This is a genomic window from Neobacillus sp. FW104-15D2, assembly GCF_058790155.1.
Genome location: NZ_JBYTCJ010000011.1, coordinates 12,666 through 26,510, shown reverse-complemented (window position 1 = coordinate 26,510; position 13,845 = coordinate 12,666). Strand labels below are relative to the sequence as shown.

At 38.7% G+C, this 13,845-nt stretch carries 19 protein-coding genes and 2 riboswitches; of the genes, 6 read left to right on the top strand and 13 right to left on the bottom strand.

Annotated features, from left to right (window positions below):
* Position 1 precedes the first annotated feature (1 nt).
* Positions 2-1,108: a glycine cleavage system aminomethyltransferase GcvT gene (gene gcvT / locus AC3WR0_RS10625; protein WP_492552295.1), complete on the bottom strand. Its 1,107-nt coding sequence runs from the start codon at positions 1,106-1,108 to the stop codon at positions 2-4.
* 161 nt (positions 1,109-1,269) lie between these two features.
* Positions 1,270-1,351: riboswitch (glycine riboswitch) on the bottom strand.
* A gap of 3 nt (positions 1,352-1,354) precedes the next feature.
* Positions 1,355-1,442: riboswitch (glycine riboswitch) on the bottom strand.
* 159 nt (positions 1,443-1,601) lie between these two features.
* On the opposite strand from gcvT, the gene AC3WR0_RS10620 reads away from it, so the two are divergent.
* Together AC3WR0_RS10620 and AC3WR0_RS10615 are read left to right on the top strand one after the other, a co-directional pair.
* Positions 1,602-3,290 (top strand): DEAD/DEAH box helicase, encoded by a 1,689-nt coding sequence (locus AC3WR0_RS10620; RefSeq protein ID WP_492552294.1) that lies wholly within the window; start codon positions 1,602-1,604, stop codon positions 3,288-3,290.
* Positions 3,268-4,056: a YqhG family protein gene (locus AC3WR0_RS10615; protein WP_492552293.1), complete on the top strand. Its 789-nt coding sequence runs from the start codon at positions 3,268-3,270 to the stop codon at positions 4,054-4,056. The genes AC3WR0_RS10620 and AC3WR0_RS10615 overlap by 23 nt, the downstream gene beginning before the upstream one ends.
* A gap of 331 nt (positions 4,057-4,387) precedes the next feature.
* On the opposite strand, the gene AC3WR0_RS10610 is transcribed toward AC3WR0_RS10615, so the two are convergent.
* From AC3WR0_RS10610 to AC3WR0_RS10565, 10 genes are all read right to left on the bottom strand, one after another.
* Entirely contained in the window at positions 4,388-4,573 is a 186-nt protein-coding gene (locus AC3WR0_RS10610; RefSeq protein ID WP_492552292.1) for a YqzE family protein, read from the bottom strand.
* Positions 4,574-4,641: 68 nt separating this feature from the next.
* Positions 4,642-5,022, bottom strand: coding sequence for a competence type IV pilus minor pilin ComGG (gene comGG, locus AC3WR0_RS10605; protein ID WP_492552291.1), 381 nt, complete (start codon positions 5,020-5,022; stop codon positions 4,642-4,644).
* Position 5,023: 1 nt separating this feature from the next.
* Positions 5,024-5,485 (bottom strand): competence type IV pilus minor pilin ComGF, encoded by a 462-nt coding sequence (gene comGF / locus AC3WR0_RS10600; RefSeq protein WP_492552290.1) that lies wholly within the window; start codon positions 5,483-5,485, stop codon positions 5,024-5,026.
* Positions 5,442-5,735, bottom strand: a complete 294-nt coding sequence (locus tag AC3WR0_RS10595; RefSeq protein ID WP_492552289.1) for a hypothetical protein — start codon at positions 5,733-5,735, stop codon at positions 5,442-5,444. Before AC3WR0_RS10595 ends, comGF begins: the two co-directional genes overlap by 44 nt.
* Before the next feature lie 10 nt (positions 5,736-5,745).
* Entirely contained in the window at positions 5,746-6,210 is a 465-nt protein-coding gene (gene comGD, locus AC3WR0_RS10590; RefSeq protein ID WP_492552288.1) for a competence type IV pilus minor pilin ComGD, read from the bottom strand.
* Entirely contained in the window at positions 6,194-6,499 is a 306-nt protein-coding gene (comGC, locus tag AC3WR0_RS10585) for a competence type IV pilus major pilin ComGC (protein WP_492552287.1), read from the bottom strand. Before comGC ends, comGD begins: the two co-directional genes overlap by 17 nt.
* Before the next feature lie 15 nt (positions 6,500-6,514).
* Positions 6,515-7,552 carry a competence type IV pilus assembly protein ComGB gene (comGB, locus tag AC3WR0_RS10580; RefSeq protein WP_492552286.1) on the bottom strand — a complete coding sequence of 346 codons (1,038 nt, stop codon included), beginning with the start codon at positions 7,550-7,552 and terminating at the stop codon, positions 6,515-6,517.
* Positions 7,533-8,588 (bottom strand): competence type IV pilus ATPase ComGA, encoded by a 1,056-nt coding sequence (comGA, locus tag AC3WR0_RS10575; RefSeq protein WP_492552394.1) that lies wholly within the window; start codon positions 8,586-8,588, stop codon positions 7,533-7,535. Before comGA ends, comGB begins: the two co-directional genes overlap by 20 nt.
* 254 nt (positions 8,589-8,842) lie before the next feature.
* Positions 8,843-9,391: a CBS domain-containing protein gene (locus tag AC3WR0_RS10570; RefSeq protein ID WP_492552285.1), complete on the bottom strand. Its 549-nt coding sequence runs from the start codon at positions 9,389-9,391 to the stop codon at positions 8,843-8,845.
* A 105-nt stretch (positions 9,392-9,496) separates the two neighbouring features.
* A complete protein-coding gene (locus AC3WR0_RS10565) occupies positions 9,497-9,850 on the bottom strand; it encodes a Spx/MgsR family RNA polymerase-binding regulatory protein (RefSeq protein ID WP_492552284.1) in 354 nt (117 codons plus the stop codon).
* Between the two features lie 215 nt (positions 9,851-10,065).
* On the opposite strand from AC3WR0_RS10565, the gene AC3WR0_RS10560 reads away from it, so the two are divergent.
* On the top strand, positions 10,066-10,770 hold the full coding sequence (locus AC3WR0_RS10560; RefSeq protein WP_492552283.1) for a helix-turn-helix transcriptional regulator: 705 nt from the start codon (positions 10,066-10,068) through the stop codon (positions 10,768-10,770).
* 83 nt (positions 10,771-10,853) lie between these two features.
* Positions 10,854-11,108 carry a DUF2626 domain-containing protein gene (locus tag AC3WR0_RS10555; RefSeq protein ID WP_027320059.1) on the top strand — a complete coding sequence of 85 codons (255 nt, stop codon included), beginning with the start codon at positions 10,854-10,856 and terminating at the stop codon, positions 11,106-11,108.
* 22 nt (positions 11,109-11,130) lie between these two features.
* Here AC3WR0_RS10555 and AC3WR0_RS10550 read toward each other — a convergent pair whose 3' ends face one another.
* Positions 11,131-12,240 carry a class I SAM-dependent methyltransferase gene (locus AC3WR0_RS10550; RefSeq protein WP_492552282.1) on the bottom strand — a complete coding sequence of 370 codons (1,110 nt, stop codon included), beginning with the start codon at positions 12,238-12,240 and terminating at the stop codon, positions 11,131-11,133.
* Between the two features lie 85 nt (positions 12,241-12,325).
* Positions 12,326-12,961: an MBL fold metallo-hydrolase gene (locus AC3WR0_RS10545; RefSeq protein ID WP_492552281.1), complete on the bottom strand. Its 636-nt coding sequence runs from the start codon at positions 12,959-12,961 to the stop codon at positions 12,326-12,328.
* Between the two features lie 81 nt (positions 12,962-13,042).
* On the opposite strand from AC3WR0_RS10545, the gene AC3WR0_RS10540 reads away from it, so the two are divergent.
* Positions 13,043-13,522 (top strand): hypothetical protein, encoded by a 480-nt coding sequence (locus tag AC3WR0_RS10540; RefSeq protein ID WP_492552280.1) that lies wholly within the window; start codon positions 13,043-13,045, stop codon positions 13,520-13,522.
* Between the two features lie 109 nt (positions 13,523-13,631).
* On the top strand, positions 13,632-13,808 hold the full coding sequence (locus AC3WR0_RS10535) for a DUF2759 domain-containing protein (RefSeq protein WP_492552279.1): 177 nt from the start codon (positions 13,632-13,634) through the stop codon (positions 13,806-13,808).
* Positions 13,809-13,845: the final 37 nt, after the last annotated feature.

Here is a 13,845-nt window from a genome sequence, read left to right as displayed (position 1 = left end):
GTTATTTCTTTTCTCTTTTATAAAAAGGAATCGGCACGATCCGAGCTTTAAGGCGTTTGCTTCTGATTTCAACCTCTACCTCATTTTCCAATGATGCTTCATCCGATTGGAGCAGGGCCAAACCGATATTTTTCTTTAAAGTTGGAGATTGTGTACCGGTTGTTACTTCTCCGATCAGTTCCTCACCTTTATAAACAGGATATCCATGGCGTGGAATTCCTCTGTCAATCATTTCAATACCGACTACCTTTCTCGGCAGCCCATTTTCCTTTTGCTGCTTAAGAACCTCTTTACCGATAAAATCATCCTCTTTATTTAGCTTTACGGCGAAGCCGATTCCTGCTTCCAAAGGTGATATTTCAGGCGAAAGCTCCTGGCCGTATAAAGCCAGATTTGCTTCAAAGCGGAGTGTATCGCGTGAACCCAGGCCGCATGGAACGACTCCATCTTTTTGTCCAGCTTCAAGAATAGCTTTCCAAAGTGTTGCAGCATCATTGGAGTCACAATATATTTCAAAGCCGTCTTCACCGGTATATCCTGTTCTTGAAACCAGGGCTTTTTTGCCGTTTAAGCCGACTTCCTGTTTAAATTTAAAAAAACCAATACTTGCAAGGTCAGTTTCTGATGCTAGTCTTTGGAGAACCTTCTGAGCAAGTGGCCCCTGAAGCGCTAGCTGTGCTGTTTTCTCTGAAAGATTCTCTAGCTGCACATCTCCCTCAGTATGTTCAGCTAGCCATGCATAGTCCTTTTCAATATTAGAAGCATTTACTACAAGAAGATAATGATTATCCTTTAATTTATAAACAAGCAAATCATCCACTGTGCCGCCGTTTTCATAGCACATAGCTGTATACTGGGCACCGCCGTCAGATAATTTGGAAATGTCATTTGTCATCATTTTTTGCAGGCATCGTAAGCTGTCTGTTCCTTTAACATCAATTTCTCCCATATGTGAAACATCAAACAAACCAGCCCTGGTGCGTACCGCTTCATGCTCTTCCTTAATGCTTGAAAACTGAACTGGCAATTCCCAGCCACCAAAATCAATGGTTTTTGCTCCATACTCCTTATAGGTGTCAAATAATGGAGTTCGCTTTAATTCTGTCATTGTTTGTCCCCTTTCACATCTCTAAATGACTGCTGTTTGAAAATTGCATATATAGGCCTGCTCCCTGCCAAAAATAAAGGGCAGAAAGAAGATGCTCTGTCCGGATTCAAAAAACCGGCAGTAAAAAAGGACAGAGCCCTCCCCTTTAATAAAAAGAAGGTCTCTGTCCTTGCACCTGAAAGTTTACCTTGGTTCGGCTTTCCCCTTTGGTGGTTTCCTTTTTAAAAGAAACTCTCTCCAGAGCTGCGTCCAATAAGAGTACTTTTGCCTGAGAGATTCACGTAATGCTTGCTCCTTCGGCGCTACTTAATGTAGTCTCTCCCCTTATCATCATCCGCATTTATAAAATTTTCCAAATGGGTCATACTAAAAGTTGAATAGGCATTTAAAGTCCATTTTTTTGAATACTTAAAACTTTAAAAACTACTTTCATCCTACCATTAAACCGCAAGTTTGGGAATACATTAATTTTGTATAAATAGGAGTTGAACATATGCCTGTCCAAATTAACTTTGATTCCTCCTGGAAGGATGAATTGATGCATCGAATGGAGAACGATGGACCCTGGGGAAATTGGGAACTTTTCAAGCTGGCAATTGAAGTAGAAAAGCATTTAGTCATTCCTGAATTTGAGGGATTGCAGGCACCCAGCCATCTCTCTCAGCTTACACCGCTTCCGCATCAGCTCGAAACAGCAAAACAGGTTATTGAAAATATGCATGGGAAAGCCATTCTTGCTGATGAAGTTGGATTAGGTAAAACAATTGAGGCAGGACTTATATTAAAAGAATATATGATTAGGGGACTTGTCAAAAAAGTATTAATACTTGTTCCTGCTTCCCTTGTTACTCAATGGGCATCAGAACTAAACAGCAAATTCTTTATTCCGGCTGTTACACAGCGTAAAAGCTATGTCTGGGACCAATGCGATGTCATTGTATCTTCCATTGATACAGCAAAACGGAATCCACACAGAGATATCATTTATGCACAAAACTATGACTTAATCATTATTGATGAAGCACATAAACTTAAAAATAATAAAACGAAAAACTATGAATTTGTTCAAAACCTTAAGAAGAAATTTTGCCTGCTTTTAACTGCAACTCCTATTCAAAATCGAATTGAAGAAATATTTAACCTTGTTTCTTTATTAAAGCCCGGCCACCTAGGCAGTGAGACTGATTTTTACGATAAATATAAAAAAGCTGGACGCTCTGTACAGGATGATGAACATTTAAAAGAATTAGTAAACAAAGTTATGATTCGGAACCGCAGGGCTGATACCGGGATAGAATGGACAAAGCGGTATGTAGAAACAATTCCAATTGAATTTTCGCCAACCGAAAAAGAGCTTTACGAGGCAATAAACAACTTACGGAATGAAGAGAACTGGGTTCAAACCAGCGCCTTTTCTATGATGACCCTCCAGCGGGAAGCCTGCAGCAGTCGGGAAGCAGTATATTACACCTTAAGAAATATGCTGCAAAGAAAAGAAAATCCGTCACAGGCTTATCAGGATCAGATTCTTTCTTTAATTTCAAAAGTGGAAGGAGTCAAAAAAAATTCCAAAGCGGAAAAAGCTCTTGAATTGATTAAAAAAATTAATGATAAAGTCATTATCTTCACAGAATACCGTGCCACACAGCTTTATTTACAATGGTATTTAAAACAGCACGGGATTTCATCTGTACCGTTCAGGGGCGGATTTAAACGCGGGAAAAAGGACTGGATGCGTGAACTTTTCCAAAAGCATGCCCAGGTTCTAATTGCCACTGAGGCGGGAGGAGAGGGAATTAACCTTCAATTTTGCAACCATATTATTAATTTTGATTTACCCTGGAATCCAATGAGACTTGAACAACGAATCGGAAGGATTCATCGCCTTGGCCAGGAAAAGGACGTGATGATTTATAATTTCGCTATAAGGAATACTGTTGAGGAACATGTCTTAAAGCTCTTATATGAAAAGATCCAATTATTCGAAAAAGTAGTGGGAGAGTTGGATGATATTCTTACAAAACTTGAATTTGGAAATATTGAAGATCATCTAATTGAGATTTTTGGACAATCCATTTCTGAAGGAGAAATGAGGATCAAAATGGATAATCTGGCATCGATGATTGAGTTTGCAAAAGGCGTTAAGGAGGAAGGCAGCCATGCAGCAGCAGGAAATCCATAATTTTCTGAGGCGTTATTTTGAGGCTAATGATTGCGAGCTATTAGAAAACACGCCTGGATATATGACCGTTCAGCTTACGGTGGAATTGGACAAGGAGCTGATGAATCGTCCTTTTTATTGGCATTACCTTGAAAAGGTCGGCGGTATACCAAAACCCATGACCCTTACTTTTATAACCAATAACCAGCTTGCCCCTGAGGATTTAAAAGGAGAGATAGTTCATTTTGGCTCCCCAAGATTGCATCAGATTTTCGAATCCTCTAAACGGCTTGCGGGCTATATTCGTCTTTATGAGAATAAGTTAAATAACAGACAAACGCCACTATACCCATGGCTGGGAATGAATTTAAAAATTTCCTATGAGTGTGACCGGAAAAGAGACCTATTTGTTTCAATCGGTCTTCATTTAATAAACGGAAAAATGGTGAAGGATTTTCATGATCGCCTTTTACAAGTTCCTCTCACTCCTAAAATACCGGACTATTCGTTTACGATGTCCTCATTAATTAAACCTGCGAGCGGGATCTTAAGAATTGAGAACTACCTTAAAAATGAGATTGAGGCGGAAGACCACACCTGGGCTGATGAAGCGAGGGAAAGATGGGACAAAGATTTACGTTTGCTGGATCATTTTTATAAGGATGAAGAGGAGCAGAATGATAGCTACGAGATTGAAAAAATAGCTCTTAAGGAACAATATGAACCAAGGATTAATATTTCCATTATTAACGTAGGACTCTTTTATTTGTCCGAGCAGGCTATATAAGAAAAGAGCAAGCGCCCGTTCAGCTGAGTAAACTTCCTGTAACTGCTTCTCTGAATAGACGACATGCAGCTTTGCGACGAGCTGAACATACGCTTCTTTGAAAAAGCTGTGGCGCAGGAGCACTGGAGTTCGATGTTGACTTATCGTAGGGAGAAGCGGGATGGACACTAGCTGCACCAAGTATCACCTAAAGGTCATACTTGGTGCAAGATACTCACGGGTGCTTTACAGAGATGAAAACTCGCTGGGCGCTGGAGCTAGCCAATTTTAAAAGGTAAAACTATATATTTTCTTATTTATTAAAAACACAAAAAGAAAGAAGCAGTTTTCTTTACTGCCTCTTTCTTTTCTTAACTTCTGTATAAAGTACGTAGGGAACGATACCAAACCACCGGTACCAAAAAGCTGCCCTTGCTTCTTTGCGTTCAAGCTTTAATTTCTTCCGTTCGCTTTTTGGCTGGTCCATATACTTTACAAAGGTTTGGATCATATATTTTACATAATCATTTGTTTTCATGGACACACCTTCCTTTATCAAAAAGTATGTCCTTTTTCAATCACTTTTAACCTTATAGGCACATATCACTACTTTTCCACCCATTTTATCATTTTTTTTGCCACATAATCATAGGTGGCAACCCCTACTGATGTTTCTCCGCTATCCATCAAAAGATTAAAGGTGATTTTAAAACCTCCTCCTGTTTGTGTCTCCTGAATCCAGCTCACTTTTCCGTTTTGAAACTGATAGATTCCGGAGTTCTGAAAACTTTCATCGGATTGAAGGATTCTTTCCGACTTTTTAACCGCTGCCAAAAGGTAATATTCTTTCTTGAGGAACGTTTTCGTTTCATTACTAATTTGCCTTTCTCTTACCAGCAGTTCCATGCGAGATGTAACAAACAAAAGGAAGATGATTAAGAGACATAATGTAAGTGGATAGGTAAATCCTTTTTCATTATTTTTCATGTCAGCTGTCCCAATTAATTACTGAATGAAAGGTTGCACTGAAGACTTTTCCCTTTAAGTCTGTAACCGTCAACATTATTCCATTTTTGAGTCTGACAAAAGATACTTCCTGAACATTTTGAAGAAGGATTTCATGACCGGTTAGATTAACGCGCCTTCTTAACGATGTACCATACTTTTCGTATAGGATGCTATCGGTATCCTTTGTCAGCATTAGTTTACTCCCTATAACTTCACCTTTGCTGCAGGTCATAATTTCTTTTTGGACCTGACTGCAAAATACAGTCCATTCCATTTGCTGTATTTGATTAGAGATGTCCTGCTTATTAAGTACAATATGAAAAACTGGGGACAGAAAAAAAACGAGTAAAAGAAAAAAGGATAAGGCTGTCAGGGCTTCAATTAGGGTAAATCCTCTTTCATTCAAGTACGTCGCACAATTGTTCCTCCCTACTTTGCCCATATACACACACCTCCTGTTTTCCTATTTCAAGATTCCTCCATGTAACATAGAAATTTCTCTTACCTATATTCACAACATGATCCTCAGGAGGCATTCCTTCTTCCGCCATTTCCAATTCCTGATAAATAATCCGCCAGGTTTCTTTTTCCTTCAGCATTTTCTCTGTCTGTTCCCTGAGAAAGATGAGTTCAGGTGTTAGTATTAATCCAATTAGGAACAGTGCGGTAAGTGATAGTAACAGGTCCGCCATAAAAAAACCCTCATTCTTTCGAAACATAAAAACGGCCCTTTCCTATTGAAATCGTAAAACGGTATCTTTCTTTTCCAACGGTTATATAAAAGCTGCCGAACTTGCTGATGTTTCCATCCGGTGTGTATTTGAAGTATAAAAGTGAAGGAGCGCCCGTAATAATAATATCCTCTGAATATGTCCTCTCCGCCAGTAGTGGATATGAATCCCGTTCACGGATATAGTAGTAATTTTTTTCAGCCATAATATTCACATATACTTCATGCTGATGAGAAATGGCATATTGCTGTGCGTACAGCAAATCTGTCTCCAGTTTAAGGATAAACTCTTCGGCTTCAATGTTTTGCTTGATCGGTCCAATATAAACCGATGTAACAGAAGCCATAACCATCATTACCGCCATGACAATGAGCATCTCAAGAAGGGTAAATCCACCTTCAAGGCCAAAAGTATCTTTGTTATTGGGTCGTGACACTGCCGTCAGTTCCTATCACTACTGTTGTTTTTCCATCCGGACATCCTTTTGTACCCGATTTTAGATAGCCTTCTTCAATTAATTCATTTATGTCTGCGGGAAAATGGTCTTTATCCATTTCAAATGCCTGGACCTGTGCCTGAACCATATCGACAAAGGCTTCACATCCTTTTTTATTTATATTTGCGTTGTGCTGTGTAATATTAGGGATAGTGATGATTAACAGGACCGAAATTATCAGCATAACGATCATCATTTCTATTAAAGTGAAACCTGCTTCTCTTTTCATTAACATATCTCCTTTTTAAAATCCGTCCATCAAATGAAACATGGGCAGCAAGATGGACAAGTACATTGAAACCACCATAAAACCGATGAATAAATAAATAGCAGGTGCAGCAATTTTTGAATATTTGTCAATCTTCTCTTCCAATCGGCTAATGCAGTATCTGCTGTATAAATATAATTCCTGTTCTAGCTTTCCGTTATTTTGGCCATGCCTAACGATTCTAGAAAACTCTTTATCAAAGAAAGGAAACTCGCTGAGTATGTCCTCAAGCCCTTCTCCAGTTAAAAGCTTTTGTGTCATTACTTTCCCCAGCTCTGAAAAAAAGGGATGAGAACTGTTATTTTCAAAAAGCCGGAGTGCTTCTGTTATAGAAAGTCCTCCGCTTAGCAAGAAGCTTAACTGGACGGCAAAATACTGGGTATTCCATAGCTGAATGAATTTACCCGCAAACGGCAATCGGACTAAACTTTTATTCCTAGATAGAGCTGGCTGCTTTCGAAAAATGAGGAAGTAATATATCAATGAGATACCTGCGATAAGGAGGAGTACTACAAGGCAAATAGGGGTATATTTCGAAAAAGAATAAACAATAGATGTAAACATATTATTTTCAAGATTCATAGTTTTAAATAAAGCTGTGAATTTAGGCAATAATGTTTTCTCCACAAAGGCAAACAAAAATCCTGTAATTAGAATCAGCAATATAGGATATTGGAGAAGCTTAACCAGTTTTTCCCTGTCTAGTTCACGCTTGATGGCAATCTCGCTGCCCTCGAGTAAAGAAGGAGCAAAGCTCCCGTGCTGCTCGGCAAAGAATACATAGCCTGTCAATTCCCTGTTAAAATGGAGTTTTTCAAGCACATAATGAAAGGGATGCCCTTTCTTCAGCATATCAAGACAAAGATTTAATTCCTCTTTTCGGTAAGCAGGAAGCTGAAATGCTAAAGATTCCACTGCCTCTGTCAGCGGATAACCCCTTGTAAGAAGCTCTGCCATTTTCTTCAAAAACAATGCTTGTTCAGAAACAGGCCATTTACGCCTTCTCATCTTCATATACCAGACGCTCGTATTCTGTTTCCTTAATGTATCCCAGCGCAATCCCTTTCCTGATTGTATCTTTTATAGTGGGATAGTTAATTAGAGCGGATTCCCCCCTAACCTCTCTCATTACACCATTTAGATTCCGTCCGGTTAACAGTTCAAATACACTGGCTCTTTTCCATCGCCCATAAGAATAACAATAGGGCGAGCAGTCCTCTCCACAATACGGACATGTTAATTCAACAAGGCGCTGCGCTGTGACAGCAATCAAAGTTTGTTCGACCTCCAGACTGTTTACCCCAAATTCGTGAAGACGGTAAACAGCTCCCCTCGAATCTCTCGTATGCATAGTTGAAAGAACCAGATGGCCTGTAAGCGCAGCTCTGACAGCAATTTTAGCTGTTTCAGAGTCACGGATTTCCCCAACCATAATAATATCCGGATCGTGCCTGAGAATGGCTTTAAGTCCTGCAGCATAGGTTACGCCTGCCTTTTCATTAACCTGTACCTGGAGAACAGAATCATAGCTTTTTTCAATGGGATCTTCTAGGGTAATCACGCTCCGCTGAAACATATGAGCGGTTTCGTTTAAAAGGGAATATAAAGTAGTCGTTTTGCCCGATCCAGTAGGTCCCGTGAAAATGATTAGACCATGGGCATGTTTTAGGAGGGCAAGTAATTTTCTTGTTATAGAAGGGAACAAGGATAGCTGATGGAAGGGAATCTGTTCATTTTGGGGCAGAAGGCGAATCACAAGGCTTTCAGTTTGATTTGAAGGAAGAGTGGATAAACGAAGTCCGAGCCTTTTGCCATCCAATTCGCAAATTAATGCTCCGCTTTGAGGGCGTCGCTTCTCTCCGATATCCATATTGGCTGAAAACTTAAAATGGGAAATTAGCCTGTCGCAATCTTCTCTGGGGAGACAAAGCCTGGGAATAAGTTTACTTGTTAATCTAAACTGTACGAGAGTATCTTTTCTCCGGGGGATAATATGGATGTCTGTGGCCTGGTTTCGGAAGGCATCGGCTACAATTCTGTCTGCGAGCATTTCAGTTGCACTTACAATGGGAAACACCACCTTTCTTTTTTGTCAGTAAGGTATTCGACAATTTCCCTCTTCCTCCTTCCCCTTTACTGCAAAAATAAGCATTTGTCATAAAATGTCCATATTTGTTAAATGGCTAATCCCAACTCCAACTAATAGAAAAACTTGGCTAGTCGGAGTTATTAAAGGTAAAAATCTATTGTATCTTAAAAACCAAAAAATTCCCTTTGCTTAAAATCAGCAAAGGGGATTTGAAATTATGAACCTAGTTCTTCTAAAATTTTAGCCTGGATTAAACGAACAACATCTCCCCTGCTGATTACTCCTAACACATTGTTATCACGGTCAATAACTGGCAGTTTCTTAAAATGGTGTTTGGAAAGAAGGGAAACAACTTTGTTCATATTGTCTTCCGGCGATACGGTGACAATTCCTTTAGTTGTGGCTATTTTCAAGCATTTCACACTTGCCATTTCTTTAAGACGGGTTAGTACATCCTGGCCTGCGATATGAGTCATATACATAAAGAAATCAATAACATGGTCATCAATAGGCTTAACCGCCCTTAATATATCGCCATCGGTTACCATTCCAAGCAATTTGCCGTCTTTACTGTTAATTGGCAGTCCGCCTATTTTTTTCTCCACAAATACTTTTATAATATCCTTAATACTGGCATCCGGTCCGACACTAATAACATCCTTAATCATAAAGTCTTTTACTTGCATAATACCGGCGACCTTTCTTATTGAAATATTTGTAACATTGTATGTTGTAAGTATTTCACTGCGCCTGTACAAAGTCAACCCGTATAAATCCAATAAATGTCAAGATGAAATGTCCTATAAAAATAAAAGGAAAGGAACCATTTTTGTATCCTTTCCTTTCCTTTCCATAAGAACTATTTAATTTTAAATAAGACTGTTAAGAGCATCTGGATTATGTCCTATTATAAGTTTTTTCCCGTCAGTTAAGATAGGTCTTCTTAGAAGGACAGGATCCTCAATTAGGATATTTACCATTTGTGAAAGAGAAACTTCGTTAAGATCAATATTCATATCTTTAAATTTCTGGCTTCTTTTCGCGAGAATTTCATCAAGTCCCTCGGTTGTCAGAGCTAAAATCTTTACTAGTTCATCGAATGTAGGTGTCTCTCTAAACAAATGCCTTTCCTGATACGAAACTGAATGAGCTGCCAGCCACTTCTTCGTTTTTCGGCAGGATGTGCAGCTCGGGTATGTGAAAAATGTTAAACTTTGTTGCAAATAAATCCCTCCCAGCCAAAAATTATTTAAAAAAGAATTATTTGACAATTAGATTGTATGATATTTGTATAACCTTTGTACAGTTTTAAGCCTTGTCCAATAGCTTATTTGTGAACAATTTCTAAACATATGGTGTTAATATTGTTAACCTCATTCACATGCCAAAAGCACTGTATTATAATGAAATAAATTACGGGGGTCCGAGGTGAAACGAGATGGAACAAACTTTAAAAATCACAAATGTTTTATCAGATCCAACTAGATACTACATCTATCAATACATCACTAAACGTCATCAGGAAGTAACTGTTCAGGAAGTAGCAGATAATTTTAGTATTCATTCAAACGTAGCAAGGCTTCATTTATCCAAACTGGAAGATGTCAACATGCTGGCCTCAGAAACAAAGAAAACAGGAAAGGGCGGCAGACCAAGCAGATTGTATCGCCTTTCCGATGATGTTATTCAGCTGCACTTCCCATTCAGGGATTATATGCTCCTTGCCAAAGTAGCAATTCAGACCATGATTTCTCTGGGTGAGGAAGGAAAAAAAGCTCTATATATGACCGGAAAGCGTTTTGGTGCTGAAATTATTGAACAAGATCTTGCCAAGAAATCGCAGTCGGGAGCAGAACTGGATTTTGAACAGAAGATGAACATCCTCAAAAGTGCCGCTACTTTAGCCGGGTTTTATCCGGAATTTGAAGTAAATGGTGATGAAACAAAAATCTATTTTCAGATCTTCAATTGCCCATTCAGAGAAGTTGCTCAGGCGCATACAGAAACCGTTTGCAATATGCATCATGAATTCCTGAAAGGCATGTTTGAAGCTTTATTTGACTCAGTGGAATTAGTGGAAAAAGAAAATATGATCTCTGGCTGCTGTGACACATGCTCCTACCAGGCCCTGGTAACAAACTAAAAGGAAACCATTGTTTACATTTCCATTACTTTTACCTTATAATATTGTATTGATGGTATTGCAGGGTAAAAGGAGGGATACATATGGAGCGCATGTTCAGAGTACTAGGGTTCTGGACCGGGATTTTTACAGTAATGTTTTATCTTGGAGACATGAATAAAACAGCTATGCTATTCCTGGCACAAACCGGTTTCTTCATTTTGCTAAGCTATTTAAAGCTTTCCGAACGTATGTATATGTATGTTTTTGGGGCATATTTAACAGTCTTCTTTGCAGGTTTCACTTATTGGACGACGTTTATGATGCCACTAGGTACTCCACTTGGAGGAGGACAATAAAATCCTCAAAAAAACGCCGGAATTATTCCGGCGTTTTTTTATTATTACTAAAATAATCGTCTATTGTATAATCCTGTCCCTTTTGCTGGATTAAAATATGAAAGCTTCCACTTATTCCGGAAGGCATAATCAAACTTCGTATGGCCCGATTCCTTTTGCTTGTTTCTGAAAAGGGATTAGGATCATAATTTTCTTCCAGCTCCTTCAAAATCCCGGACTTTAAAAGGAATTCATCCTGCCTTAGCTTTTCAACAAACTGAAGGCTATATTTTTCTCCCCTGTTAATCAGCCAATCGAAATGTATATGAGAGGTAATATCCATCTCTCCTGTATGGTTTAATACATTGTTCTCCATCTGATGCTTATAATACCCTCTCAAACTGCCATTCCTTCTTGAAGGATGACCCCAGTCCTCTTTTGTATAGCCATAGTCAACCGTTACGGCAACCCCTTTTTTTAGTCTCTCGGCTATTCCTTGTATCATTTTTTCCATCTGAAGCGGTATCTCGATCCTTTGACTGTTTGAAAGCTTTAATCCGCTTTCCTGCAAAAATGCAAGTATTTCCGGATTAGTAAGAGGGACTTTTCGTTCCGTTAACTGATCTCCAACTAATGACACCATTAGTTCAAAAAGCTCGCCCTTTTGCTTTTCTATTAAATGGACCGGTAAAGCATCAAAAAGCTCATTTGAGAATATCATACCCTCAAAATAATTTAATTCCTTCAAACTTTCCAATTGTATAATCTCAAATCCAGGACTTAGCAAATCTTTTTGAAGCTTTCTGTGATACGGGCTAGTTTCAACAATATAATAGGTAATTGGTTCATTAGAAACCTCTTTCCATTCTTCTAAAAAGGCCCTTGCAAACCGTCCATTCCCCCCTCCTATTTCACAAACAGCTGATGCTGCCATTCCTTTTTCAGCTAACATTGCAAACCAGCGGGCAAATGTTTTTCCATAGATACTGGAAACATTGCTTGAAGTGTAGAAGTCCCCCTCCTTCCCAATCTTTACTTTTTCTCTCATGTAATAACCATACTCAGGGTCATAAAGTGCAAACTGTATGTAATCAGCATAAGTAATCATTCCTGCAGGTGATTTTTCAATCATATCTTTTAATTTTGGAATCATAATAGCTCCTTTGAATTATTCATTTGGTAACATATTAATCCCCCAAAAACCCCTTCTATTTGAAGAAGGGGTCTTTGAAAAGAATTTAAAAACCGTTCAAATAAGGATTACCATCCATTTCTTCCGCAATGGTGGTTTCTGGTCCATGTCCAGACAGTACCCAAGTATCCTCCGGCAAACTTAAAAGTTTATCATGAATGCTTTTTAATAGCTGAGATTCATTTCCTCCAGGAAGGTCAGTACGTCCAATACTTCTCTGAAAAAGTGCATCACCTGAGAAAACAAATCCTTCCTTCTCAAAATAAAATGAAATACTTCCAGGTGAATGACCAGGTGTTTCCAAAATTGAAAATTTAAAACTTCCCATTTGCATTTCTTCTTCGTTTTGAATAAGAACGTCAGCATCTTTTACACGGATAAGCTCACCTACCGGAAAAAATTGAGAACCATTCAATGAAGGGTCACCAAGCCATTTCTTCTCTTTCTCGTGCAGATAGACAGGAATATTATATGTCTCTCTCACTTTGTCAACCGCACCAATATGGTCAAAGTGAGCATGTGTTAACAAAATAGCTGCAGGCTTTAACTTCCTGCTGTTCACCCACTCTATTATTTTCTTTGCTTCATCACCCGGATCCACAATCAGGCATGAGCCGTCGTTCTCCGATAAAATATAGCAATTAGTCTGTATAGCCCCCAAGGGCATTCTAAACCACTTCATTCTTGTACCTCCGTTTGATTGAAACTTAGTTTTATTTTACACTATTCTTACTTCTATAATAAAGGAGCGTGCTGGCTGTTTATGAATACCATATTTGCTGTTGAAGCCGCATATAAAATTAATGATAATAATGAGTTTAAAAATCTGCTGTATGAGGAAACAAATATTATGGGGGAACAGAGGAACTTCTTCCTTTATCATTCATTAGAAGATGCTTCTTTTGCAAAGGAACTTCTCATTATTGGGGGCATATTTGAGGAAATACATCCCTTAACAAAGGTGTCGCCTGGAAAAGAGGGACCACTTTTTCATGATTTTGAATGGACAATGGAAAATGGGGATATTTTTCTTTTTACGGAGAACCTAGCCTCCTTTTCATTTAAGGCTGGATCTGGAACAGATAGGAAAATGGCAGAATACCAGATGGAAGAAAATCTTGTTTTTACAAGCTTCGGTCCCGAAAAGGCTGTATATTTCACAGAATCCCATAACCAAGAGCTGATGATTAGGACTGCTAAAGCCTATAAAACAGAAATCAACTTTTTAATTCTCGACAAATGATTTAAAAAAATATAAAATAAGAAGCGAATGTAAACACTATTGGTACATAGGGTTATCTGATAACGAACAGGTTTTTTCCTGCAGATTAAATGATAAAGGGGGCTTTATAATGGGACTTGTCGTCATTTTTGCATTAGTTTGTCTACTGGCTGGTTACGCCACTCTTACTGCACTGAAAAATAAAAACGTAATGGGCATTATTTTTGGCGGAGGGGCTTTCCTGGTTTTTGGGTTTTTCGTCATCATGACTTTACTGCACCACGGATTCCCAACAGAAGCACATTAAACTAAAAAGCAAAAAGAAAGACTGCCACTGGTGGCAG